The sequence below is a fragment of the Frankia alni ACN14a genome (assembly GCF_000058485.1).
Taxonomy (GTDB): Bacteria; Actinomycetota; Actinomycetes; order Frankiales; family Frankiaceae; genus Frankia; species Frankia alni.
This window is the reverse complement of record NC_008278.1, coordinates 7,460,177-7,485,977: the sequence shown is the minus strand read 5'-3', so window position 1 is coordinate 7,485,977 and position 25,801 is coordinate 7,460,177. Positions and strand designations below refer to the sequence as shown.

The 25,801-nt window shown below is 73.8% G+C and carries 15 protein-coding genes; 4 read left to right on the top strand and 11 right to left on the bottom strand.

Going from position 1 to position 25,801, the window contains the following annotated elements:
- Positions 1-345: 345 nt before the first annotated feature.
- From trxA to FRAAL_RS30005, 4 genes are all read right to left on the bottom strand, one after another.
- A complete protein-coding gene (gene trxA / locus FRAAL_RS30020; protein ID WP_011607908.1) occupies positions 346-669 on the bottom strand; it encodes a thioredoxin in 324 nt (107 codons plus the stop codon).
- A 72-nt stretch (positions 670-741) separates the two neighbouring features.
- Positions 742-1,782: a thioredoxin-disulfide reductase gene (trxB, locus tag FRAAL_RS30015; RefSeq protein WP_041940001.1), complete on the bottom strand. Its 1,041-nt coding sequence runs from the start codon at positions 1,780-1,782 to the stop codon at positions 742-744.
- 209 nt (positions 1,783-1,991) lie between these two features.
- Positions 1,992-3,293 carry an RsmA family anti-sigma factor gene (locus FRAAL_RS30010; RefSeq protein WP_063822671.1) on the bottom strand — a complete coding sequence of 434 codons (1,302 nt, stop codon included), beginning with the start codon at positions 3,291-3,293 and terminating at the stop codon, positions 1,992-1,994.
- 346 nt (positions 3,294-3,639) lie between these two features.
- Positions 3,640-4,626, bottom strand: a complete 987-nt coding sequence (locus tag FRAAL_RS30005; RefSeq protein ID WP_231861432.1) for a helix-turn-helix transcriptional regulator — start codon at positions 4,624-4,626, stop codon at positions 3,640-3,642.
- A gap of 139 nt (positions 4,627-4,765) precedes the next feature.
- Between FRAAL_RS30005 and FRAAL_RS30000 the strand changes: the two genes are divergently transcribed.
- Positions 4,766-5,548: an NAD(P)H-dependent oxidoreductase gene (locus FRAAL_RS30000; protein ID WP_011607903.1), complete on the top strand. Its 783-nt coding sequence runs from the start codon at positions 4,766-4,768 to the stop codon at positions 5,546-5,548.
- Here the strand turns inward: FRAAL_RS30000 and FRAAL_RS29995 are convergent.
- The 4 genes from FRAAL_RS29995 to FRAAL_RS29980 all read right to left on the bottom strand — a co-directional run bounded on the left by FRAAL_RS29995 (position 5,542) and on the right by FRAAL_RS29980 (position 15,145).
- Positions 5,542-7,545 carry a protein kinase family protein gene (locus FRAAL_RS29995; RefSeq protein ID WP_041940000.1) on the bottom strand — a complete coding sequence of 668 codons (2,004 nt, stop codon included), beginning with the start codon at positions 7,543-7,545 and terminating at the stop codon, positions 5,542-5,544. The genes FRAAL_RS30000 and FRAAL_RS29995 overlap by 7 nt on opposite strands.
- 669 nt (positions 7,546-8,214) lie before the next feature.
- Complete coding sequence (gene murJ, locus FRAAL_RS35925; RefSeq protein ID WP_011607900.1) at positions 8,215-11,859, bottom strand: murein biosynthesis integral membrane protein MurJ; 3,645 nt, start codon at positions 11,857-11,859, stop codon at positions 8,215-8,217.
- Positions 11,856-14,678, bottom strand: coding sequence for a DUF6049 family protein (locus FRAAL_RS29985; RefSeq protein WP_011607899.1), 2,823 nt, complete (start codon positions 14,676-14,678; stop codon positions 11,856-11,858). The genes murJ and FRAAL_RS29985 overlap by 4 nt, the downstream gene beginning before the upstream one ends.
- A complete protein-coding gene (locus FRAAL_RS29980) occupies positions 14,675-15,145 on the bottom strand; it encodes an NUDIX hydrolase (RefSeq protein ID WP_050997297.1) in 471 nt (156 codons plus the stop codon). Before FRAAL_RS29980 ends, FRAAL_RS29985 begins: the two co-directional genes overlap by 4 nt.
- A gap of 174 nt (positions 15,146-15,319) precedes the next feature.
- Between FRAAL_RS29980 and FRAAL_RS29975 the strand changes: the two genes are divergently transcribed.
- Complete coding sequence (locus FRAAL_RS29975) at positions 15,320-16,798, top strand: CCA tRNA nucleotidyltransferase (protein WP_041939999.1); 1,479 nt, start codon at positions 15,320-15,322, stop codon at positions 16,796-16,798.
- Positions 16,799-16,885: 87 nt separating this feature from the next.
- Here FRAAL_RS29975 and FRAAL_RS29970 read toward each other — a convergent pair whose 3' ends face one another.
- The 3 genes from FRAAL_RS29970 to FRAAL_RS29960 all read right to left on the bottom strand — a co-directional run bounded on the left by FRAAL_RS29970 (position 16,886) and on the right by FRAAL_RS29960 (position 20,469).
- Positions 16,886-18,307 (bottom strand): MFS transporter, encoded by a 1,422-nt coding sequence (locus tag FRAAL_RS29970; RefSeq protein ID WP_011607896.1) that lies wholly within the window; start codon positions 18,305-18,307, stop codon positions 16,886-16,888.
- Positions 18,308-18,446: 139 nt separating this feature from the next.
- Positions 18,447-19,520, bottom strand: a complete 1,074-nt coding sequence (locus FRAAL_RS29965) for an inositol-3-phosphate synthase (protein WP_011607895.1) — start codon at positions 19,518-19,520, stop codon at positions 18,447-18,449.
- 118 nt (positions 19,521-19,638) lie between these two features.
- Positions 19,639-20,469, bottom strand: coding sequence for a PadR family transcriptional regulator (locus FRAAL_RS29960; protein WP_011607894.1), 831 nt, complete (start codon positions 20,467-20,469; stop codon positions 19,639-19,641).
- Between the two features lie 610 nt (positions 20,470-21,079).
- On the opposite strand from FRAAL_RS29960, the gene FRAAL_RS29955 reads away from it, so the two are divergent.
- Both FRAAL_RS29955 and FRAAL_RS29950 read left to right on the top strand, forming a co-directional pair.
- Entirely contained in the window at positions 21,080-21,484 is a 405-nt protein-coding gene (locus tag FRAAL_RS29955; protein WP_011607893.1) for a DUF5318 family protein, read from the top strand.
- Between the two features lie 932 nt (positions 21,485-22,416).
- A complete protein-coding gene (locus FRAAL_RS29950) occupies positions 22,417-25,785 on the top strand; it encodes a transglycosylase domain-containing protein (protein ID WP_231861431.1) in 3,369 nt (1,122 codons plus the stop codon).
- Positions 25,786-25,801 lie beyond the last annotated feature (16 nt).

The window sequence follows — 25,801 nt, the reverse complement described above, 5'->3', positions numbered from 1 at the left end:
CCCGGCGGAACCCGGTGGTCGGGGCCGCCGCGTCGACGAACTGTTTCGCGACTGCCGATTGCTGAATCTCAAGCCTAGGGCATGCCCGCGTGGTCCCGACTGGCCGCGAACGGGATCCTCCGTCATTGACCCAGCGTGACCGACTCGGCCACGCTGTGCTGTGAAATCCCCATTCCCGCCGCCGACCCCCCGCCGGTCCCGCTGGCCAGGCGCCGTCCCCCGGACACGCAGACGGCCCGCCGGCGGGAACGCGCGGCGGGCCGTCGGGGGCGGCCCGCAGGGCGCCCACCCGCCAGGGTGAGCGCACCGCGTGGCCGCGGAGAAGGGCCGGTGGTCAGGAAACGATCAGATGTACGCGGAGAGGTCGCGCAGCAGAGCGGCCTTCGGCTTCGCGCCGACGATGCTCTTGTCCACCTCGCCCTTGACGAAGACCGCCATGGTCGGGATCGACATGATCTGGTAGTTCCGCGCCGTCTCCGGGTTCTCGTCGATGTTCAGCTTGACGATCCGCAGCTTCTCGCCGTGCTCCTTGGCGATCTCCTCGAGGACCGGCCCGACCATCTTGCACGGGCCGCACCACTCGGCCCAGAAGTCCACGAGGACCGGTACGTCGCTCTGGAGGACCTCGGCGGTGAAGGTGCTGTCGGTCACGGGGGTGGTGCCTGCCATTGCTGTTCTCCCTGCTGGATGTGGTGGCGGCTGGAAGTGAGTGGTCGTGGGGTCCGACCCGCGGGGGCGGCGTCAGGCCGGCTGCGGCGCCGGGGTGGAGACCCGCGGGGCCTCGGTGGTCGTCTCGCCGGGACCCTCGCCGGCGGCGATGAAGCGCTCCGCGTCGAGGGCGGCGGCACACCCCGTGCCGGCGGCGGTGATGGCCTGCCGGTAGGTGTGGTCGACCACGTCGCCACAGGCGAACACGCCGTCGAGGTTCGTCTTCGTGGTGGGATGCGCGACCTTGACGTAACCGGCGTCGTCCAGTTCGAGCTGGCCGCGGAGCAGCTCGGTGCGCGGCTCGTGGCCGATCGCGACGAACAGGCCGGTGACTTCGAGTTCGTCGGTCTCCCCGGTGACCGTGTCCCGCAGCCGGACGCCGGTGAGCTTGTCCTCGCCGAGGATCTCGGCGACGTCGGCGTTCCACCGGAACCGGATCTTGTCGTTGGAGAAGGCCCGCTCCTGCATGATCGCGCTGGCCCGCAGCTTGTCCCGCCGGTGGATCAGAGTGACCGACCGGGCGAACCGGGTCAGGAACGTCGCTTCCTCCATCGCCGAGTCACCGCCGCCGACGACGGCGATGTCGTGGTCGCGGAAGAAGAAGCCGTCACAGGTCGCGCACGCCGACACCCCGCGCCCGAGTAGCCGCTCCTCATGCTCGACGCCGAGCTTGCGGTAGGCCGAGCCGGTGGCGACGATGACGGTACGGGCGAGGAACGTCTGGTCCTCGACCCGGACGACCTTCGGGTTGGCGGTGAGGTCGAGCTCGGTCACGTCGTCGGCGACCAGCTCGGCGCCGAAGCGCTCCGCCTGCTGGCGCAGCTTCTCCATCAGCTCCGGGCCCTGCACGCCCTCGGGGAAGCCGGGGAAGTTCTCGACCTCGGTGGTGTTCATGAGCGCGCCGCCGGCGGCGACCGCGCCCTCGAAGACGAGGGGCCGCAGGTTGGCCCGGGCGGTGTAGATGGCGGCCGTGTAGCCCGCCGGCCCCGAGCCGACGATGATGACATCGCGCACGTCGTCTGCCGGTCGATCACCGTGACCGGTGACGTCCTGGACCTGCTGCTGGGCTGTCACACCCGCTCCTTCCACGCTGCGCGATTCCCCGTCAGCCGGGGTGGACCCCGCCGGTGCCCATCGGCCTCGGTGGTGCTTCGCGATCCCTGGTCGTAGGTCTGATCCGTGAAGACGGTGTCCGAGAGCGACAACGGTCTTCGAGGGCGTCTGATTCCATCGTGTGCCCGCCGGTGCCGAGCAGCCAGTGACCACCGGTGTTGCTGGTCACGCTACCTGCGCAACGTGGTCGCGCTGTACCACAGTGCGGCGGAGACGCTGACGACGCCGCAGTGCGCGTCGACGACGAGCACCCGTGCCGCCGCCGGTTGCATGGGGATCGACAGCACGACCAGCAGCGCCGGCTGCCCGTCGTACCGGACGAGGTCGACCGCGAGGATCTCGCCGCCCGACTGGGCGATGAGGCTCTGGTAGCAGGAGCGCAGGTCCGGGGTGTCGAGCAGGGTGCGCAGCCGTTGGCCGGCCGTGGCCGGCGGTGCCGCCACCACGGCGGCGGGGTGGCGTGCGGCGGCCGGGGCGACCGCCTGGAGCGGCACGGCGCCCGTCGCCGCGGCATCCGCCTCGGCGCCCCCCGTCGGGCCGGTCAGCGGCAGGGGCAGCGCCACCGAACCCGCGATCTGGCCCGTGAGCAGCTCCCTGCCGTGCTGGCCGACATCAGCCGGGGCGACGGTCGTCCGCGAATCCGCCATCATGGTCAGCCGGCCCGGCCCGGCTCCGGCGGCCGCGGCGGTCGCATGCCGGCCCTGCGCGACGCTCGATGCCGCGACCGGATGGTCGGCGGCCACCACCCGAAGTCCGTAGAAGGCGAGGACCGCCGCACCGAAGGTGACGAACGCCGCGCAGACGGCCGCGATCGACACCCAGTCCCACCCCGGGGCCGCCCCCACGCCCGGCGCTGGTCGCCGCTCCGGGCGGGCCGCGGGCCGCCGGCCGGGGCCGATCCGCGCCGGACCCCGGACGGGTCGGATTTCGCGCCCGCCGCCGCCTGTGTCGCCGGTGGGCCCACCGCCCCGGGTCCGCGCGCCGGTCTGAGGGGTGCCGGTCTGGGAAGCGCCGGTCTGGGAAGCGCCGGTTGGAGGAGCGCCGGTCGGCACCGCGGCCGTCGGGCCGGTGGGGGAGCGGCCCGCGTCGGGGGCCGGGCGTGGCGCGGGCGCGTCGGTCGTGGTCACCGCGGCACCGGGGCGGGCCGCGGCATCGTGCGGCGGGTGGGGCTGGGGAGGCATCCGCGCGGCCAGCGCCGCCTGGATGCGCTCGGCGACGTCGCCCGGCATCGTCATCGCGGCCAGCCGGGACAGGTCGGCGCGGACCTTGCGGAGCGCGGCGATCGACTCCCGGCACACCGGGCAGGTCTCGACGTGGTCACGAGTCGAGCGGGTGACCGGCTCACCACCGGCGACGGCGTCGAGCAGCTCCACGTCGGGATGGTGGTCGTGCCCGCGGGACCGGCGGCCGAGTGGGAAGGCGGGGCGCGCGTGGGCGGGCCGGCGACGGTCGTCCGGCGGGTCGGTCGTCATTGTCGATCACCTCCTCCGGCGGGTCCGGGCGCTGTGGGCCGCGTGGTGGGGACTGCGGCCGGCGGACCGACTGCGGGCGTCCGGCGGCCGCTTCGAGGTGGCCGCCGCATCGTGGTGTCCTACCTCTGAGACGGTGGGCGGCGCCCCGGGGTTCCCGAGCGGCGGGTGACCGAGGAACAGGGCGAGGCGCGCCCGACCCCACGAACAGCGACTTTTCGCCGTGCGGACAGGCACATCGACCAGCCGAGCACCGTCCGCGAAAAGCGGTTCCCGCCCCGCCCGTCAGCACCACGGCCGGGCGGACGCCAGAGCGCCCGGCCGAACCCGACGTCGAGCCGAGACATCGTCACCCTGGGTGCTGCCCGGCCACACCCATCATCGCCGCACCGCCCGCGCCCTCGACATCCGGCCCCACGGCCTCAACCCACGGCCCCACGGCCTCAACCCACGGCCTCACGGCCTCAACCCACGGCCTCACGGCCTCAGGAGGGCCCTCCCCCACGGCCTTCCGGCGCGGATCCACCGCCGTGTCCGCATCCAGGCCTGCGAGCAGGCGCAGCCCGTCCTCGGCGGGGCTGTCGGGGGCCGCGGACAGCACCAGCAGCTCCAGGCCTGACGCGTCTGGCAGGGCGAAGTTCTCCTGGTGTAGTTCCAGCAGTCCGACCACCGGGTGCCGGTACGCCTTGCGTCCGTGTGTGCGGGCGCGCACGTCCGCGCGGGCCCAGAGGCGGCGGAAGCGCTCGCTGCCCATCGCCAGCTCGCCGATGAGCGAGGCCAGGCGGGGGTCCTCGGGGTACCTGCCGGCGGCCAGGCGCAGGTGCCCGACGACGTCGAGGGTGCAGTTCTCCCAGTCCGCGTAGAGGCCGCGCTCGGCCTCGTCGAGGAAGATGTGCCGGGCGGTGTTCAGGCCCGGTATCGGCCGGCCGAACAGGAGCCCGGCGAGGCGGTTCCCGGCGAGCACGTCCAGGCGGTCATCCATGATCAGTGCGGGTGCGTCGGTGATCAGGTCGAGGACGCGCGCCAGCTCCGGCCGGACTCGCCCGCTCGGCGCCTTCGCGCGGCGCCGGCGCTGTCGGGCGAGCCGGTGGAGGTGGCCGCGTTCGGTCTCGTCGAGGCCGAGGACGCGGGCGAGCGCGTCGAGGACCTGCTCGGAGGGCTGGGTCGCGCGGCCCTGCTCCAGGCGTACGTAGTAGTCGACGCTGACTCCGGACAGCAGCGCGATCTCCTCGCGGCGCAGCCCCTCGACCCGGCGGCGGCGGTCGGTGGGGATGCCGACGACCGCCGGGTCGACCCGGGAACGCCGGGTCCGCAGGAAGCCCGCAAGATCGTCCATGCCTCCGAGTATGGCCTCGGTGGTGTCCGTGCAGGTGGTCCTGTCGCTACCAGGAAGTCCCGTCCGACGGACGAGGCGCCCCTGAACGCCGGGCGCCGCGGCGCCCACGATCGACTGCACCCGATCCGAAGGAGTTCCCGTGAAGACCCTGATCGTCTACGCCCACCCGGAGCCGACGTCGCTCAACGGCTCGCTGAAGGACCTCGCGGTGTCCACCCTGGCGACCGACGGGCACGAGGTGCGGGTCAGCGATCTGTACGCGATGAACTGGAAGGCGGTCGTGGACGCCGCGGACTACGGCCCCGACGCCTCCCGCCCGCTGAAGGTCGCCCTGGACTCGGGCCGGGCCTTCGACGCCGGGACACTCACCCCGGATGTTCTCGCCGAGCAGGAGAAGCTGCGGTGGGCTGACACGATCATCTTCCAGTTTCCGCTGTGGTGGTACACGATGCCCGCGATCCTCAAGGGCTGGGTGGACCGGGTGTTCACCTACCACTTCGCCTACGGCGTCGGCGAGCACAGCGACACCAGGTACGGCGAGCGTTTCGGCGAGGGCACCCTCGCGGGCCGCAGGGCCCTGCTGTCGGTGACCGCCGGCGGCCCGCAGTCGCACTACGCCGCTCGCGGGATCAACGGGCCCATCGACGACCTGCTGTTCCCGATCCAGCACGGCATCCTCTACTACCCGGGCATCGAGGTGCTGCCGCCGTTCGTGCTGTACGGCACCGACCGGATGACCGGCGAGGACTACCCGGATGTCGCCAGGGCCTGGGAGCAGCGCCTGCTCACCCTGGAGTCCACCGAGCCGATCGCGTTCCGGCCGCAGAACTTCGGCGACTACGACCTCGGCTCGCTGCACCTGAAGGAGGGGCTGGAGCCCGCGGGTCGCACGGGTTTCGGGCTGCACGTGCGCGGTCAGTAGCGGAAGGTGACCTCGGCTATGGCGCCGCGGTACGGCTTGCCGTCAGCGGGAGTCGGGGAGATCCGCGGCAGCGAGGTCACCCACAGGACCCAGTACTGGGCCTGGGTCAGGTCGGAGGGCATGGCCAGGCTGACCGGGCCGACGGCCCCGGCCTTGGACACCACGGTCTGGTAGCCCTCGATCGAGTCGGCCGGGGAGGCGGCGCTGCGCAGGTCGAACGACACCGGCCCGCCGGCCACCTGCACCGTCACCGACGTGGGGCTGATGGGCTTGTCGAAGTTCAGCTGCAGACCGACGCCTGACTTCAGACCACCGAAGTTGCTGGTTGTGTAGCCCTCGGTGTGCCAGACCGTGGACGGGTTGCCGTCGACGACGTTCCCGACCTCGCTGTCCCTCTCACTGCCGTCGCCGTTGTCCGCGGGGGGATCGAAGGAGTTGACCCTGACCGGCCTCAGGACGGTGCCGCTCGGAAGTGCCTGGGCCGGAGCGGTCGCGGTGGGCGAGGCGCCGCCCCCGTGCCCGCCGCTCTGCGACACGATCACCGCCACCACGGCGACGACGGCGACGACGACGAGAGCGATCCACGGCACCATGCGGCCCCACGAGGACCTCTCCTGGCCGCGTTCCCGCCCCGGGCCGGACGGACGACGGTCCGACGGACGACGGTCCGACGGCGGATAGCCGGCGCGGCCCTCGGGGTAGCCGCGACTGTCGCGGTCGCGGTCGTCGTAGCCGCCACGCGTGTCGAAGCCGCCGCCCCGACCGGCGCCGCCTGCCTGCGGGCCGTACCGGGCGTTGCGACCCTCCTGGGCCCCGGCGGGGTAGCCGCCGGTGTCGGCGTAGCGGCCCGGGGCGGGATAGTCGGCGGTGGCCCCGTAGTCGGCGCTGGCCCCGTAGTCCGCGGTGGTCCCGTAGTCGGTGGAATCGAGGCGGTTGACGTCCATCGCCTCGGTGCTGGCGGCGTACTCACCCAGGCTCATCAGGCCGGTGTCGAGCACGGCGTCGACCGGGTTGATCGACTCCAGCTCGTCGACGAGCTCCGCCGCCGTGGCGATGGGGGTGCCGGCACGCTCGTCGCCGAGGGTGGCCATGGTGATGGCGTCCAGGTCGCGCGGCACCGACGAGGTGACCTGCCGGGGGGTGCGCAGCCGCCCGCCCGAGGTCGGCGCGGTGGGCAGGCCGCGGTCCCCACCGAGGGGCCAGTGGCCGGTGAGCCCCGCGTACAGCAGGCCGCCGAGCGCCCGCAGATCGGCCGCGGCGTCGTCTCCCGCAGCCGTGCCCACCACCCTGGTGGCCTCGGCGTCCTCCCCGTCATCGCCGGTCCCGGCGCGGTCGGGGCCGTCGAGCTCTGCGGGCGTCGCCGACCGCTCCAGCTCGGCGAGCACGCCGCCGATCTCCAGATCGATGATCTTCACGGTGCCGTGGCTGGAGACGATGACGTCACCGGGGTTGAGATCGCCGTGATGGATGCCCCGCTCGTGGGCCGCGGCGATGACCCTGGCCGCGGCGAGCACCACGGCGCCGGCCTGCTCGGGGCGCAGCGCCCCCTGGGCCGTGAGCTGGCGCAGCGTCCTGCCGTCGACCCACTCGGAGACGACGTAGGAGATGCGGCGTGATCCGGTGGTCGTCGTCGTGGCGTCGTAGGTGGAGGCGGCACCCGGGTGCACGAGCCGGCCGGAGTTGATGGCCGCGGCGAGCAGGCGCCGGGCGGCCTGTTCCCGGTTCGGGTCCGCGGCGGCGCCGTTGTCGCCCGGGCTCGTCGGGCCGTGCTCGACGATGCGTACCGCGACCGGCCGGGCGAGCACGTTGTCGTCGCCGCGCCAGAGGGTGACCGGCCCGCGACTGGTGAGCGCGGAAAGCAGGCGGTAGCGGCGGTCGAGGACGGTCTCGGCGAGGACCGTGGTGCCGGCGGGGGTCGCGGAGCTCCGAGCATCGGCGGCGGTCAGCGTCACGTCGTCGACGTCCTCAGCCTGCGGTCGGTTACTTCCGTCGACCACAGCGCCTCCGTCGTCCACGGGCCAGACGGGGACGATCCGCCGTCGGGCTTCCCTACCTCACCCGGGCAGGGGTCCGCCCAGTGTGCCGTGACCGTGGGCGGAGACCCCGAAATCCTTCGTCGCCCGGAGCTTGTCGCCACGGTGAACGACGTGACGAGCGGAGGCTGCGCCTGGTTCACCGGCGACGTTGGGCGGGGCCCGCGCACAGCGTGTCCAGTGTACGAGGATGGCCGGAGGATCTCGCGAATGTCTTGGGACAACCCGCCCTTGTGTACCGGCTGTGACGATGGCCGCCAAGTCGCCTCTGGTCGGCCTTCGGGGCCGCCGGCCCGGCCGGGTCCGGATAGGCCCCCACGGGGGCCGGAAGGACGTTTCCCCCGACGACGACGGAGCCGCCGGCGGTCGTCGGGCTCTCGTCCAGCCATGCGCGTCGCGGCGAATATCCGCCGTATACCTACGTATCAGTAGTGTAATCCCTGGGTGTTACTCGACTACACCGCGTTAGGTTGACGAAAGGGTCGGCGGGTACTGCCGGCCTCGCCCACACGGGCATTGCCCGACCGTGGTCAGCAGGAATTCGCCGGGTCGGGCTGGCCCGTTGGTGCCCGCCGCGGGTGTCGGTCGGCCGTCTGCGCCGGCCCGGGCCGGGCCGGCGCGGGCTCCGCGCGGTCAGCGCCGCCGCGGCGTCCGCCCGTTCCGGCGCGTGCCCGTCGCAGGTCCCGACCGGTCGTCCGGGTCGTCCCGCCGCGGTGGCGTGGGGGCGCGTGCCCCGGTCCGCGACGACGGCTCCCGGCGGCCCGCGCGGTCGGTCCGGTCGGTCCGGTCCGCGCGGGCCGGCCGCCCGGTCCGGCCGGCGGCTGTCGGCGCGGCGGTCGGCCCGCCGGGCCTGCCCCGCCCGCGACGCAGGCGGCCGTTGACGACCTCGGTCAGCGCGTTGACCTCGTGCACGTTCATCCGTCTGGCGACCGCGATGAACAGCGCGCCGCCCACGACGGCCGCGATCACCACCGCGATCCCGGAACTGAGCCAGCCCGTCCCGATCACCGCTCGGATTCCCCGGGCCAGCAGGGACGCGATGACGGCGCCGAAACCCGCGGCCACCGCGACCTGGGTGATCACCCGGGCGGTGCGGTTGCCGTCGACGCCGCCCAGCCGTCGGCGCAGCAGGATCGTCGTGGCCGCGAGCCCGACCAGGTAGGCGAAGGCGAAGGCGAGAGCCAGCGCCGGCGCGCGGTGCTGCTCGGGCACCAGCACGGTGAGCACCACCGCGCCCAGCACGTTCACCGCGACGACGCCCATGTTGACCAGCGCCGGCGTCCGGCTGTCCTGGTAGGCGTAGAAGGCCCGCAACTGCACCTGGAACAGCGAGAACGGCACCAGCGCCAGCGCGAAGGCGCTGAGCGTGTCGCCGATGTCCACCGCGGCGTGGTACCGGACCGCGCCGTGGTAGAAGACCGCGACGGCGATCGGGCGCCCCAGGGCGAGGATGAACAGGGCCGCCGGCACGATGGCCGTGACCGCGACCCGGGTCGCGGTCGAGATGTCCGCCCGGACCAGATCCCGGCGGCCCTGGGCGGCGTGCCCGCTCATCCGCGGCAGCAGCGCCGTGATCACCGAGACGCCGATGATCGCGTAGGGAAGCTGGAAGATCTGGTAGCCGTAGGTGTAGATCGTGTAGGCGGTCGACGCCGTCGACAGATTGACGATCACCAGATAGCCGATCTGGCTGACGATGACGAACAGCAGCGTCCAGCCGGCCAGCCGGGCCGCCGAGCGCAGTTCGGGATGGCGCAGGTCCAGCCGCGGGCGGTACCGGAAACCGACCTTGCGCAGCGACGGCAGCAGGGCGAGCGTCATGGCGACCACGCCCAGCGTTGTCCCGCCGGCGAGCACGGTGATCTGCGCGTTGCTGATGGCCTTCGGCCCGTCCACCCCGGGTGGGTGCGGTCCCGACACGACGTAGACGAAGGCCACGCACGTCGCGATGACGATCAGGTTGTTCAGGATCGGCGCGAACATCGGCGCGGCGAAGGACTGCCTGACGTTGAGGATCGCGCCGATCGTCGCGCCCACCCCGTAGAAGACGATCTGGGGGAGGAACCAGCGCAGCATCTCGGTGCCCAGCGCGCGCTCCGCCGACCCCGCGTGCAGGTAGGCGTCGGTGATCCAGGGCGCGACCAGCATGCCGACCGCCACCGCCGCGCCCAGCCCGAGGATCATGATGGTCAGCAGTGAGGAGGCGAACCTGTCCCCGCCGTCCGGGTCCTCCTTGGCCGCGCGCACCATCACCGGGACGATGACGCTGGTCAGGATGCCGCCGAGGAGCAGGTCGTAGAGGACGTTCGGGGTGGTGTTGGCGACGTTGTAGGCCTGGCTGACCCCGCTGGTGCCCAGCGCGGCGGCGATCGCGACCGTACGCAGGAAGCCGGACGCCCGGGAGACGATCGTGCCGATCGCCATGATCCCGCTGGCCTGGCCGAGGCTCGGCCCGGACTTCCCCGCGCCGGACTTCCCCCGACGGGCGGTCGTCGGCTTCGCGGTCGTCGGCTGTGCCCGCGTCGGCTGTGCCCGCGTCGACGGCGCCCTGGTGGACTGGGCGCTCGTGGGTGGTGGGGTCGCCGCTTTCGCGGTGGACGGCTTCGCGAGCGCGGTGGTGGCCGCCGCATCGGCGGGGCGCGGGTTCCGTCGACGGGACGGGTCGCGCCGGGCGGTCCGTCCGCCCGTCTCGCGGGGGGTCGGGGTGCGGGGGCGGGCGGCGCGGACGTCCCTGAGGTCGTCCTGCCCGACGCCGCCGCCGTAGCCCACGTTGCCGCCGTCCCCGCGGCCGCCGCCGTCGCTGACCTCGCCGACACGGCCGCCGGCCCGCGGGTCGGCGACCGGATCGTCGCGCCAACCGCCGAGGGCGCCGTCGCGCTCAGCGCCGCGGCGGGCTTCGCCGCGGCGGGTTTCGTCGCGACGGTCACGGGAGCGGGGGTCCCGGCCTGCGCGGCCGTCCCGAGCCTCGGGAGGCAGGGCGGTGTCCCGTCCGCGGCCGCCGTCCCGTGCGCGGCCGTGCTGGTGCGACTCCGGGGGGATGCGCCGGACGTTGCTGCGCGGAAGCGCGACCGTCGGCCGGGACTCGCCGAGCGACGGCCGGCGCCGTTCGCCGGCGAAGCGCCGGGGGCGGTCGTCGGGATCCGGCTGCTGCTCCCGCGACCCGCGCCCGGTGAAGTCCGAACCGGCGGAACCTGCATCGATGGAACCCGCATCGATGGAACCCGGTCCGGCGGGACCTGAACCGGCGGGACCTGGACCAGCGGAGCCTGGACCGGTGAGTCGGCCGACCTGTGCGGGCGGCGGGCCGGGTTCCGCCTGCGGCCTTCGTCCGGGCATCGGACCTGCCGGCTGCGGGCTGGGCGGGGTGGGCAGCCTGGTGGTTCGCGTCCCGTCGACGGGCGCGGCGGGCTGGACCCGCCCAGGTGCCGCGGAGCCAGGACCTCGCTCGGACGGGGGGGGCACCCCGGGGGGAGGCGGTGGTGTCCGCGGCGAGGACGGCAACTTCCGGGTCGCCTCCGCAGCCGCGGCCCGCGGGGAACCGGGGGATGGGACCGGGCGCGCCGCGGCGCCGTCCCGGGGGTCGGCCCATCGGTCGTCGCCGCCGCGGGGCGCGTCGAACCGCCCGGCAGGGTCGTGATCGCCGAATCGACGCTCGGGGTAGGCCGCCCGCCGTGCCCGCCCGGGGTACTGCCCGTCCGTAGGCGGCCCTTCGGCGTACGCACCATCGGCGTACGAGTCGTCGACGTACGAGTCGTCGACGTAGGAAGCGTCGACGTAGGAATCGCCGGCGTACGGCTCATCTCCGTGCGGCCCACCTGCGTTCGGCCGTTCTGAGTACGGTCCGTCGCCATAGGACTGATGCGTGTAGTCGCCGTCCCGGCGGCGGTAGCCGTCGTGCCGATCCCGGTAAATGTCGTCCGGGATGCCGGGCTGGCCGTCGGGACCGGGGTACCGATCGGCTGGATCGAGATACCGCTGGTCGAGGCTCGGGTATCGCTCGTCGCGGTCCGGGTGCGGCCCACCAGGGTCGGGATGGGAGCGGCCGTCTCCCGGGAAGGATCGGCCGCCGCCCGGGTACCGCTGGTCGCTGCCCGGATAGGAGCGGTCGGGGTCGAGGTGGGGCTGGCCGGCGCCGTCGGGCCACTCGTCCGCCCGGTGGTCCGGGTCGCCGGCGTTGTCCTGCCACGGATCGCGACCACGACTGCCACGGCCCGCCCGGGGGCCGGTGCCTCCCCGGCGGTGCCGGGGACCCGAGCCGCCCTCCCCCTCGGGGGTCACGGGCCGCTCCGTCGCCGGCGGGACGGAACCTGGCCGGTGGCCGCGTCCCGCTCGGGGGCGACGTGTTCCGCCGCGACGCCGTGGCCGGGATCGGGCAGATGCTCCCGGTCCTGCTCCCGGTCTCGGTCCTGCTCCTGGCCGGTCCCGGGCGCCAGGCCGCGGGCGGCGGGCGCGCTGGCCGGCCCGCGACGCGCGGCGTAGGAGAGGTCGGTGGTCGGGGCGCCCGTCGACCAGCCGGAGGCAACCGTGGCGGGCGCCCGCCGCAGAGGCGGCCGGGCGGTGTCGGACTCGCTCCCGGGGCGGCCCGGCAGCGCCGCGCCGCCTGCCGCGCCGGTACCCGGGTCCATCCGGCCGTCCGGAGCCGTCGTGCCGCTCGGAGCCGTCGTGCCGCTCAGGGCCGTCGTGCCGCTCAGGATCGCCGTGCCGTCCGGGGCCGCCGTGGCGCCGGCGACCGGTGGGGGGGCGCCGCCGGCGGAGTCGGCGGCGCGGCGCGCGCCCGGCCGCAGCCGGCGGGCGAGGCGGATCACGACGGCCAGCAGCAGCACGCTGACCGCGCCGATGGTGATGGCCGTGGCGATGGCGCCGTAGACGGTGGAGCGGACGAGCACGCGCGTCGGGGGATCGGTCGACAGGGCCTGGCCGTCGAGGTTGAGGCGGCGGATCTCCAGCGGGAAGGTCCCCGCTCCCTCGGCGTCCACCTCGATCTCGATCTGGGCCTTCTGCCCCGAGGGGAGGGTGCGGGTCTCGCGGGCCGGCGAGCGGAGCCGGGAGTGGGTCGAGGAGAAGGCGAGCACGACGGTGACCTCGAACTTCGTGTTGTTCTCGAGCGTGATCGGCACCAGCCCGTGCTTGCTCGTCAGGTTGACACTGCGGGAGGCCACCACCTGGATGCCGTTGCGGATCGCGGACACGTCCCCGTCCACCTGCTGGCTCAGCGACACACCGTCGACCATGCGCCCCCCGCGCCAGGCGACGGAGGTCGCTGTGACAAGTGCGTCGCTCATCGGGTTGACCCTGTCGACCTGGCAGGTGGGAGGGGACTTGAGCGGTGGGCAGAGTACCGGCCCCAGCGCCCGCGCCTCGTCACGGACGCTCGTGACCGCGTCGAGGTAGGTGGCGGGCAGCTCCCGGGCCTGCGCGTCGGCCGGGTAGACCAGCGCGCCGCGACGGGGCGGCGGCTGGTTCTGACCGGCGCCGCCGTCGAGCGGGACCGGCGTGGAGTAGTCGCTGTCGATCGTCCCCAGCACCTGCCTGGCCCAGTCGTCCGTGGGGGGGGCCCAGTCCCGTGGCAGGGCGAGGACCTGGAACCGGGGTTCGGACCTCTCGGCGGTGATCGTGGCGAGCTCGGCCCGCAGGTGCGCCAGGACGCCCCCCGCGCTGGGCCCGTCGGCTCGGCCGTCGAAGGAGGTGGCGATCTCGGCGAGGCGGTGGTCGGTGGCGAGCGCCCGGATCGGGCCGGCCGACGTCGGCAGCTCGTAGGTTGCCGACGGTGTGTAGGTGGCGCTGGACCGGGGGCGCAGCGAGCGGTCGTCGAGGAGCACGGTCCCGACCTGCAACTGGCGCAACACGTCCACGGTGGCGGCGTCGGCGAGCCCGTCGACGGGGTAGGCGACGCGTTCCATCTGCCGAGGGTCTCGTTTCAGCAGGGCGGCCAGCACGACCTGGCCAGTGTTGACGGCGTAGCTCACCGTGTCCAGCTTCTGGGCGTGGACCAGGGCGGCCAGGTCGGCGTCGCCGTAGGGCAGGGCGAAGACCGCGCCGCCGGCTTCGGCGAAGCCCCTGATGTCGTTGAGGAACTGGGCGGCGCTGGAGCTCTGCGTCTCCTTCACGCCCTCCGCGCCGCCGCCGGGGCTGGCGTAGTGGTAGCCGTCCGGGTTCGTCATGGCCTGCAGCGCCTGCACCAGCGTCGGGTCGACGGCGAGCGTGACCGCGGGCCGGCCCTCGGCGGTGACGGTCGTGCGGGCCGCGTCGAGCAGTCGGTACAACCTGCCGCCCGGCTTCACCTCGTCGGCGAGCACGTTGTCGGTCAGCAGGCCGTCCGAGCGCAGGCGGGGCTGGTCGGCGAGCGGCAGGACCACCGCCACCGGGGTTCGCTGCTGCTGGCCGGACGAGCGGACCACGAAGGTGTACGCCGCGCCGAGCGGACTCGTGGCCCTCCCGCCGATGGAACCCGTGACCAGGACCCGCAGCGGGTAGGCGCCGGCCCGCGCCGGCGGGGCCGCACCACCGAGGTCTCCGGTGATCATGAAGGGAACCGGATCGGTGCCGCGGACGGGCGGATCCGTCAGCGGCTGTGAGCGGTCGCCGCTCGCGAGGGCGAGCTGCCGGGTGGTCAGGGCGCGGGCCGCGACGGTACTGCCGGCCAGGGTCTCGAGCTGCCCGCGGGAGGTCACCGGCGCGGAGCCGATCCACAGGCTCATCCGCAGGTCGGTCAGGGGCTGGTCCGCCGAGGTGGCCAGCGTCCCCTGCACGGACACGACGGACGAGCCGGCCGGCGGTGCCTGCACCTCGGTGAGGGTGACGGTCACCGGGTTGCCCGCACCGGTGGACGACGGCGTCGATCCCGATGAAGAAGGTCGTGAATTTCCCGGTTCGTCTGTGGATGAAGCTGTGGAAGACCGTGGTGATCCTGTGGATGAATCCGGTCGGGCGATCCGTTCCACGAGCCCGCCGCGGATCGCCGCGCCCGCCGCGGAGCCGCCGGCCACCGGGACGACGAGGGCGAGCAGCGCCAGGGCGGCGAGCCGGGTCGCCCAGCGCCGGCCGCCGGCGGCCGAGCGCCGCCGCGCCCGTAGCGCGGGCCGGTGCGGCGCCGTCATGCGGTCGCGGCCAGCACGACGGGCACCTCGTCGAGCAGGCGCCGCTCGTCGGCGTAGGCGAGGCGCCCGGCGACCTCGGCCAGCGGGACCCAGGCCACGGCATCCACCTCGATGTCGGCGTCCGACAGCGAGCCGACGCTGCGCAGCAGCAGGAAGTGGTGCACCGTCTTGTGGATGCGTGTCCCCCCGGCGACGAACCAGAAGTCGATGGTGCCCAGCCGGCCGAGGACGGACCCGGTCAGCCCGGTCTCCTCGCTGACCTCGCGCACGGCGGCCTGCTCGGTGGTCTCGCCGGCCTCGACGTGCCCCTTGGGCAGCAGCCACAACAGGCGCCCATGGCGATCCCGGCGGGCGATGAGCGCGGCGGAGGCGTCCGTGGAGCACTGGTCGAGAATGAGGCCGCCCGCCGAGGTCTCCTCCACCCGGGGCAGCGGAGCGCGACCGGTAGAGGAGGTCGACGGCGGCATGGATTGATCGTACGAGGCGCGGGTCCCCCGGCCGGCCCGTGTGCCCGCAACGTCCCGGTTGTGCCCGTTGCTCCGGGTGGTCGCAACCGCGCCGCCGCGGCCGCGATGTGATCGTCCCCAGTCCGTCCAGGTGCCGGTTCACCGCGTCCAACCCCGTAACCTGAAGGTGTGTCAGTGATCAGTCTGGACAACCCGCGCGACTCGGCCGAACGGGTGGTGAGTGAGCTGCTCAGGGTGCCGCCGGCCGCGGACGAGCTCGGGCGCGTGTTCGCCGCGCACGGCCACCTGCTGCACCTCGTCGGCGGGTCGGTCCGCGACGCCCTGCTCGGCCGGCCCACCACGGGTGCCACGGGCGCCGGCGGCGCCCCGGCCGACCTCGACTTCGCCACGGACGCCCGGCCCGAGCGGGTTCTGGAGATCACCCGGGGCTGGGCGGAGGCCACCTGGGAGGCGGGGATCGCCTTCGGCACGGTCGGGCTCGCCCGTCGCGGCCTGCGCTTCGAGATCACCACCTACCGCAGCGAGGCGTACGACCGGCAGTCCCGCAACCCGCAGGTCACCTACGGCGACAGCCTGGAGGCGGACCTGTCCCGCCGGGACTTCACCGTCAACGCGATGGCGGTGTCGGTCCCGGGCCACGACTTCGTCGACCTGTTCGGCGGGATGGCCGACCTCGCCCGCGGCGTGCTGCGTACCCCGGCGAGCCCGGCGGCGTCGTTCGACGACGACCCGCTGCGCATCCTGCGCGCGGCCCGGTTCGAGGCGACCCTCGGGCTGACCCCGGTGCCCGAGCTGGTCGAGGCAATGCGCGCGCGGACCGAGCGGCTCGCGATCGTCTCCCCCGAGCGGATCCGGGACGAGCTGCGCAAGCTCCTCCTCGCCGCCGATCCGGTGGCGGGCCTGGAGCGGCTCGTCGAGATCGGCGTCGCCGACATCGTGCTGCCCGAGGTCGCGGCGATGCGGATGGAGATCGACGAGCACCACCAGCACAAGGACGTGTACGCGCACACGCTGACCGTGCTGCGCCAGGCGATCGCCCTGGAGGAGCCGGGCGCGCCCGACGAGGTGCTGCGCTGGGCGGCGCTGCTGCACGACATCGGCAAGCCGCGCACCCGGCGGCACATCCCGGGCGGCCGGGTGTCGTTTCACCACCACGAGGTCGTCGGCCGGGACATGACGCGGCGCCGGCTGGCCGCCCTGCACTTCCCCAAGGACGTCACGGACGCCATCTGCCGGCTCGTCTACCTGCACCTGCGGTTCCACGGCTACGGCGAGGGCGAGTGGACGGACGCGGCCGTGCGTCGCTACGTCCACGACGCCGGCCCCCAGCTCACCCGGCTGCACAAGCTGGTCCGCTCCGACTGCACCACCCGCAACCGGCGCAAGGCGGCGGCGCTGTCGCGTACCTACGACTCGCTGGAGGAACGGATCGCGGACCTCGCCGCGCGGGAGGAGATCGCGGCGATCCGGCCGGAGCTGTCCGGCGACGACATCATGGCGCTGCTGGGGCTTGCCCCGTCGCGCCTGGTGGGCCAGGCCCGCGCGCACATGCTGGAGTTCCGCTTCGAGTGCGGCCTCGTCGGACGCGAGGCGGCCGAGGCGGAGCTGTTCCGGTGGGCCCGCGAGCACGAGGTGCCGATCCCGGACGCCTGACCGCCCGACCGGGGGACGACGCGGCCGGGGGCAGCGGGCGCTGTCGGCGCTGTCGGGGCTGTGGGGCTGTGGGGCTGTCGGGGTGGGTCAGCTGCGGCTCTCGGCCGGCCCCGCCGAGATGATCGGGTTGATCCGTCCGGTGGAGTCGGTCGGATCGACCGGGTCGGCGGGACCGCCGGGCGGGGGAACGGCCGGATGCGGCCTCGGTGGTCCGTCGCCCACGCCGCGGATCACCCGGTCCTCGGGATGCCGGCGGGCGGCCCGGTAGTACACCAGCCCGGCCAGCGCGTAGCCCAGCCCGGCGACGACGACCACCGCGGCCGAGCGGCCGTCGTCGGGCAGGACGACGGCGGCGAGCGCCGCCGCGGCCACGAAGGCGACGTTGAACAACAGGTCGTAGAGCGAGAAGGCGCGGCCGCGGTAGGCGTCGTCGGTCTGCTCCTGGACGATCGTGTCCACGCAGATCTTGCTGGCCTGGGCGGAGAACCCGAGCAGCGCGCCGGCGACGATGAACAGGGGAGCCCTGAAGGGCAGGCCGAGCGCCACCTCGACGACGCCTCCGAACACCAGGACCAGCGTGATCCAGCTCGATTTCGGCATCCGCCGGGTGGCCCGCGGGGTCACGAGGGCGGCGGTGACGGTGCCGACCCCGCTGGCGGTCACGACGGCGGCGAGGCCGGTCAGCCCGCCCTCGCTGCCGGTGAAGTAGTTGCGGTACAGCAGCACCGTCATCACGAGGACCAGCCCGTAGGCCGCCCGCGAGCTGGTCAGCGCGGCGAGCGCGCGGCGCGCCGGGCCGTGGCCGGCGAGGTAGCGGGCGCCGTCGACCATGTCGGCGACGACCTCGGTGGCCTGCCGCCAGGCTCCCTGCCAGGGCACGGCGACCACGGGCCCGAAATCGTCCCGGCCGGAGCGCGCCGCCGTCACCATCGCCAACAGGTAGGCGATCGCCGCCAGGCCCGCGACGAGGGCCACCGTCCGGTCGTCGCCGCCGACGAGGCCCCGCACCCCGCTGCCGAGGCCGGCGCCGAGCAGGGTCGCGACGGTGCCGGAGGTGACCGACAGGGCGTTGGCGGTGACGAGGCGGTCGACGTCGACGACGACGGGCAGCCCGGCGGACAACGCCGCCAGGACGAAACGGTTCACACTCACCGACGCGAGCGCCACCGCGTAGAAGTCGACGCCGGTACGCCCGGCGGCGATGAGGACCACCAGGATGGCCATGAGGACCATCCGCACGAGCGAGCTGACCACGAGCACCCGCTGGCGGGACGTCCGGTCGAGCACGATGCCCGCGAACGGGCCGATCACGCTGAAGGGCAGCACGACGATCGCCAGGGACGAGGCCAGCGCCCCCGCGGACGTCGCCCGCTCGGGGGAGAACAGCACGTAGCTCACGAGGGTCGCCTGGAAGACGCCGTCGGCGGCCTGGGAGGTGAGCCGGGCCGCGTACAGCATCCGGAACCCGCGGCCGCCGAGCAGCTCGCGGAGGTTCGCCGACCATGCCACGCCTGTCAGCGTAGGGCCACCCGGCCCGACTCAGGTCACCGGTGCTCCCGCGCAGGCCCGGTCGAGCCGGTCGCGGCGTGGCCGGGTGGTGCCGTCGGGTTCGGCCGCCCCCTCCGGACGACCGAACCCGACGCCCCGATCAGCCCTCGTTGCGGATGAACGCCTCGACCTTGTCGCGGGCCTCGTTGTCGCGGTACTGCTCCGGCGGGGACTTCATGAAGTACGACGAGGCGGACAGGATCGGCCCGCCGATGCCCCGGTCCAGGGCGATCTTGGCGCAGCGCACCGCGTCGATGACCACGCCGGCGCTGTTGGGGGAGTCCCAGACCTCGAGCTTGTACTCCAGGTTCAGCGGGACGTCGCCGAACGCGCGACCCTCGAGCCGGACGTAGGCCCACTTGCGGTCGTCGAGCCAGGCCACGTAGTCCGACGGCCCGATGTGCACGTTGTCCTTGCCGAGGTCGTGGGAGACCTGGGAGGTCACGGCCTGCGTCTTGGAGATCTTCTTCGACTCGAGCCGGTCGCGCTCGAGCATGTTCTTGAAGTCCATGTTGCCGCCGACGTTGAGCTGCATCGTGCGGTCGAGGACGACGCCGCGGTCCTCGAAGAGCTTCGCCATCACCCGGTGGGTGATAGTGGCGCCGACCTGCGACTTGATGTCGTCGCCGACGATCGGCACGCCCGCGGCCCGGAACTTCTCGGCCCACTCGGGGACGCCGGCGATGAACACCGGCAGGCAGTTGATGAAGCCGACCCCGGCGTCGATGGCGCACTGGGCGTAGAACTTCGCGGCGTCCTCGGAACCCACCGGCAGGTAGCAGACGAGCACGTCGGCGCGGGACTCCCGCAGGGTGGCGACGACGTCGACCGGCGTCTCGTCGGACTCCTCGATGGTCTCCCGGTAGTAACGGCCGAGGCCGTCGAGGGTGTGCCCCCGGGAGACGGTGATGCCCAGCGGCGGCACGTCAGCGATCTTGATGGTGTTGTTCTCGCTGGCGACGATGGCCTCGGAGAGATCGCGGCCGACCTTCTTGGCGTCCACGTCGAACGCGGCGACGAACGTCAGGTCGGAGACGTGGTAGTCGCCAAGCGTCACGTGCATCAGCCCGGGGACCTGCGCCGACGGGTCGGCGCCGCGGTAGTACTCGACCCCCTGGACCAGCGAGGCGGCGCAGTTGCCTACGCCGACGATGGCGACACGTACCGAACCCATGACGGTCTGCTCCTTAGCTGCGATTTCTATGGAAGTGGAAATATTCGGGGCATACGGCCCGCCGCGGCGCCGCCCACCAGCCGAAGGGCAGGGAGCGGGCGCCGCTGCGCGGTGCCACTCACCGACCGGCCGGAACCTCACCGTCGGGGTCCGGGCCGGCCTCGGCCGGGGCGTGCCTGTTCCGGTCGCGCGCGTCGCCGTCGTTGCCGCCGTGCGTGCCGTCGAGATAGGTGCCGCGTCCGTCCCGCCGGGCCGTCCGGCCCGCTCGGGCCGGCCTGACCGGCCGGCGCCCCGTCCCGCCGCCACGAGCGGGAGGGGGGAGCGTGCCAGGCTCCGATCCTGTGGATGGCTCCGATCCTGTGGATGGAGCTGTGGACAACCCTGTGGACGCTGTGGACAACTGTGGTTCCGTGAACCCCGCCGGGGCGCTGGCCCGCTCCGTCTCGATCAGCTCGTTGAGCCACCGGACCTCGCGTTCCACCGACTCGAGCCCATGGCGCTGCAGCTCGAGCGTGTAGGTGTCGAACCGCTCGACGGTCCTGGTCAGGGCCGAACGGACCTTCTCCCGGCGCTCCTCGAGCCGGCCCCGGCGCCCCTCCAGGATGCGCAGGCGGACGGCGGCGTCCGTCTTCGCGAAGAAGGCGAACCGCACGCCGAACATCTCGTCCTCCCAGGAGGACGGGCCACCCTCACCGAGCAGCTCGGCGAGCTTCTCCTTGCCCTCGCCGGTCAGCGTGTAGACGACCCGACTGCGCCCGCCGAGCCGGGTCGTCGCGCTGACGTCGTCCGCGGTGACATATCCGGCGTCCGCGAGGCGGCGCAGGCAGGGGTAGAGCGAGCCGTAGCTGAACCGATGGAACGCGCCGAGGACCGCGGCCAGCCGCTTGCGCAGCTCGTAACCGTGCATCGGGCTCTCGGAGAGCAGGGCGAGAACCGCCAGTTCCAGCATGACCCACCCTCCTTCGACCGTGCCCGGCCGCAGGCCTGATCGCCTCGCGGTCTGCCGCCTCGCTGCGTGGCGCTCCCGGCTGTGCGGCGCTGCCCGCTGCGTCTCGCTCGTGCCGTCGCCCCGTACTGCCGAGTCGATACTGTCGCGCCGACATATCGAATCGATACATCGAGGATAGACGTCTCGGGACGAGCGCCGCAACCAGGAATGACCATCCGGCGACCAGGAGATGACACAACGACACCTCCACCTCCGGGCGGGGTCGCGGCGCGGCCCCTTCCGCTCGCGGCCCGGGGCTGGCGTGACCCGGTCCCCCGTGATCTCGCCGCAGCCGGTGGCCGCCCCGGGAACTGCCTGGTCGCAGGGGTGATCGGGGTCCAGCCCAGGCGAGGCCCACGGGCCCGCGGGACCGGGCTGAGGCTGGCGGTGCCCACCGGGCGACCTCGCCGTGAGTAGGGGCGGCGTCACAGTGTCATCCGGCTCACAGTGGTCGCGGCCCCGCCCGGGGCGCGCGGGCCCGGCCGTCGCGCGGGTGGCGGCCGGCAGTCCGTTCGGTGACCATCTGTCCGGACCATCTGCCTGGAACACGTCCGCGGCGTACCGTTGGAACATGCGGTCGCGGTCGGTCATCGACTACGCGCTCGCCCGCCGGGCGACGCTCGCGGATCTGTTCGCGGGGCGGGTGTCCTCGCTCGACGTCTGTGACGCGCACCCGTACCTGCTGCGCGCCGCCAAGTACCACGGCGAGCCGACCAGCAAGCGGTGCCCGGTCTGCCGCGGTGCCGATCCGCTCATCCACGTCACCTACACCTACGGTGACGAACTTGGGGAGAGCTCCGGCCGCGTGCGGGCGACGAAGGACCTCCCGGCGCTCGCGGCGAGGTACAGCGAGCTGCGGGTCTACGTCGTCGAGGTGTGCCGTCCGTGCGGGTGGAACCATCTGATCACGTCCTACGTGATCGGCACCGGCGAGCCGAAGGCGAAGCGCCAGCACCGCCGAGCCGCCGACACCTGACGGCGGCGTTTCCCGCCCTCCCCCGCTCCCCTCCACCGCGTCTCTGCGCGCTCCCCTCGAACCCTCTGTTCTCCGGCCGCGCCGCGGCGCTGGGCGCTGCGACGCGACGGCGCTCCGGGCGCCCTGCGCGAGCGGGCGGAATCTGGCGTGAGATCCTGGTCTGCCATGTGGGTGTCGCGACGGGTCCAGGCGTGGTGCCGACCACGAGTGGTTCCGTTTCGTGACCTTGCCGGGGTGAGCCCGGCGGATGGCCCGGTCCTGTCTGGTCGGCCGACTCCTGCCCAGGGCCTGAGGCCGTCGACCTCCCCCACAGCCGGGTTCCGGCCGGATCGGACCGGTGGGGGCCGGACCTTCGGTAGCGGTCGGGGGTGCCGGCCCGTCCCCTGTGGCGGAGCGGCGACCGGGGAGTCCCAGAGCGACGGATGGAGCGGTCGGTGAGCTCTCCCTACGACCGAGGCGCCTACCGGGGCGGCCCGGATGCGGACCCGATGCGGTCCGAACCCGGCCAGCCTCAGGAGGCGTCCCCCGATCGGGCCAGGCCCGACCGGATTGCCCGAGCCGGCCAGCCGGATCGGCCGGATTCGCCTGCCCGGGCCGGCCACGACGGCCCGCCGTCGGTCGACCGCCCCCGCGGCGAGCGCACCGCCCTGGTACCGGCGGCCGGTCGACCCGCAGCGGGACGCGGCGAGCGCACCGCGCTGGTGCCGCCTGCCGGATCCGCCGGGCCTGCCGGGCCTGCCGGATCCGCCGGGCCAGCGGGAGTTGCCGGGCCAGCGGGAGTTGCCGGGCCAGCGGGAGTTGCCGGGCCACCCGGAGCCGGCGGGTCGCAGGGAGTCGTCGGGTCGCAGGGAGTTGTCGGGTCGCAGGGAGTCGTCGGTCGGGCGGGGGCGGCCGGTCCCGCCGGACGTGTCGGGGGACCGCCGCCTCGTGCGGTGGCTCCCGTCGAGGCGGCGCAGCCCGACCGGCGTCCGGGTGCCGGCGCCGCGGCGATCCCGACCGCCGGCTGGGTACCCGACCACGGCTCGGTGGCCCGGGCCGCCGGTCGTGGGGTGCCGCCCGGTCCCGGTCCCGATCCCGTCGCCGACGAGCGGGCCGGCCGCGCGTCCGGGCGTGGTGTCTCCTCCGAGCGTGGTATCTCCCCCGAGCGGGGCGCCGCCCCCGAGCGGGTTGCCAGCCCCGGGCGGGCACCGGAGCGGGGAACGCCCGACCGGGGAACGCCCGACCGGGCGGCGGTCGAGCGGTCGCTGCCCGGCGGCGCACCCGAATGGCCCGCGACCCGCGCGGCGGGCCGGCAGACACCATCCGACGCACCCGGCCGCGTCGCGGGAGCCCCCCGTGATCCGGCGACGTTCCGCGAGACCGGCCGGCCTCGCGACGCGGGAGCCACCCGCGCGGTCGCGGCCGGGCCGTTTGTCCCGGCGGTGGACCCGAGGGGTGGCGCCCGCCCCGATCAGCCGCCCGTGGGCGGGGACGGAACCGATCCACGTCGCCGGGCCGACCGGCCGGCCGGCGACGAGCCCGCCGTCCGCGGCGGGCGGGGACGGGAGCGCACGGGGGGTCGGGGTGTGCCGGACCGTCGCTCGGGTGGGATGCCCGGAGCCGGCGACCGTGGTGGGCCCGAGCTGGACCGCCCGTCCGGCCCACCGCCGCCACCGGCGGGACGCGATCGGGCCGCAGGCGCGCCGCGGACCTCGGCGAAGGTGAACACGCTCTACGACACCGTCGACCAGGCGGCACTGCGCCGGGTCGACGTCAGCGAACGCACCGCCGATGCGACCGTCTACCGCAAGGTGACGGCGGAGCAGGCTGGGCGAGGCGCGGCGGACGGTGCCGGGATGACGGAGGTGACGCCGGTGCGCCGGGTCGCCGGGCGGCGCCGTGACCGGCCCACCCGGGCGACCGAACGGATGGCGTTGCGGGTCGGCGAGCTGGAGGCGGCCGAGGGCCGCACCGGCCCGGGGGGATCCGGTGCCCGCCGGCCCGCGCCCGCGCCCGCGTCCGCGCGCACCGGGCCGGGGCGCGGGGCGCCCACGCGCTCGTCCCGGGCGGCGATGGGAGGTCCGGACGGACCGGGCGGACCCGACGGGCCCGGCGGCCCGGGCGGCGGTCGTTCCCGCCGACCGGGCGAGGGACGTCGTGGCCCGAAGTGGTGGCGGCGGCGGCCCCGCTGGCTGCGCCGGCTCGTGCTGGCCGGGGTCTTCTCGTCGATCCTGCTGTTCGCCGCCGGCGTCGCCGTCGTCTACGCGGCGACCCGGGTGCCGCTGCCCGGCGAGGTGAAGACCGACCAGACTTCGATCATCTTCTACGGCCCGCCGGCCGGGTCGAACCAGGGCACCGGCGACGAGCTCGCGCGCATCGGGACGGTGAACCGCACCGACGTGCCGCTGGCCCAGGTGTCCAAGGACATGCAGCACGCGGTGCTCGCGGCCGAGGACAAGAACTTCTACAGCGAGCCCGGCATCTCGCCGAAGGGCATCGCCCGGGCGCTCTACGTCAACGTCACCGGTGGCGAGCTCCAGGGCGGCTCGACGATCACTCAGCAGTACGCGAAGAACGCCTACCTGAGCCAGGAACGCACGTTCAGCCGCAAGATGCGGGAGATCGTCCTCGCGGTGAAGCTGGACCGCAAGTACTCCAAGGACCAGATCCTCGAGTTCTACCTGAACACGATCTACTTCGGCCGCGGTGCCTACGGCATCGAGGCCGCGGCGAAGGCGTACTACAACACGACGGCCGCGAACCTCACGGCCCAGCAGGGTGCGGTGATCGCGGGCCTGATCCGATCGCCGAACTACCTCGATCCGGCGAAGAATCCGGGCCCGGCGGCCAACCGCTGGCATGACGTCGTCGCGACGATGGCCGCGAAGGGCTGGGCGCCCGCGTCCATCACCGGCGAGCAGCCCCCACCGGTCGCCGCCATGGCGAGCGACTCCACCACCACCTCCGCCCAGGTCGCCTACATCCGCGACGAGGTGAAGCGTGAGCTGAAGGCGGGGGGGATCACCGACGACCAGATCAACCGCGGTGGCCTGCGCATCACCACCACGATCGACAAGGGTCGCCAGATGGCCGCGTTCAACGCGGTCACCAGCGTGCTGAGCACCGCCTATGCGGCGGTGCCGGATCTGCGGACCGGCCTGTCCGCGGTCGAACCCGGGACCGGCCGCATCCTTGCCTGGTACGGAGGGTCGCTCTACGGCAAGGATGCGCAGGGCCGCGAGCAGTACGAGGACAACGTGGCCACGGCGCAGGTGCAGTCCGCGTCGACCTTCAAGACGATCACCCTGGTGGCCGCGCTCCAGAAGAACATCAACCTGAAGTCGACGTTCGCGGCGCCCGCCAAGGCGGTTCTCCCCGGTTACGAGGTCGGCAACGACGAGAGCGAAGGCGGCGACCTCGGCTACAAGAACCTCATCCAGGCGACCGCCGCCTCGATCAACACCGTGTTCGTGCCGCTCGGCCAGAACATCGGCGTCAACAACGTCATCTCCACCGCGCGCAACCTGGGCATCCGTGACTCGACCACGTTGGAACCGGTTGCCGGTATCACCCTGGGCAAGGACAACGTCTACCCCATCGACATGACGTCGGTCTACGCGGTCCTCGCCAGCAACGGGGTGCGGGCCAAACCCCACATGGTGGACAAGGTCGTGGACGGCAGCGGCCAGGTGATCTACTCGGGTGCCGACCAGAACGCGAAGCAGGCCATCCCGAGCTCGGTCGCCCGGGACGCGACCTACGCGCTGCAGAGCGTGATCACCGATCCGAGCGGTACCGGGCACCGGGCCGCGCTCGCCGGTGGCCGCGAGGCCGCCGGGAAGACCGGTACCTCGACCGACTTCCGGTCTGCCTGGTTCTGCGGATACACGAAGGAGATCGCCTCCTGCGTCGACATGTTCCGCGGCAAGGGCCTGAACACCGACCAGCTCAAGGGCATCCCGGGTGCGGCGGACGGGGTGTACGGCGGAACTCTGCCGGCCAGGGTCTGGAAGGCCTTCATGGACGCGGCCCTGCAGGGGGTCCCGAAGTCGACGTTCGACCCGCCGGCGTTCGGTGGACTGGTCCAGGACAACGAGCCGGACCCCACGCCCACGCCGACGGACACTCCGAGCGCCGCGCCGACGTCGGGCCTCACCGATCTGCTGGGCGGCCTGTTCGGCGGGAACGGCGGCGGCCAGCAGCAGCAGCCGCAGCAGCCGCAGCAACCGCAGCAGCAGCAGCAGCCGCAGCAGCCCGGCGGTGCGAACCGCCCGAACGGTTCGCCCAGACCGACGGGGCTCTTCGGGGACCCTTTGGGGTGACCGGTGGGCCGACCGC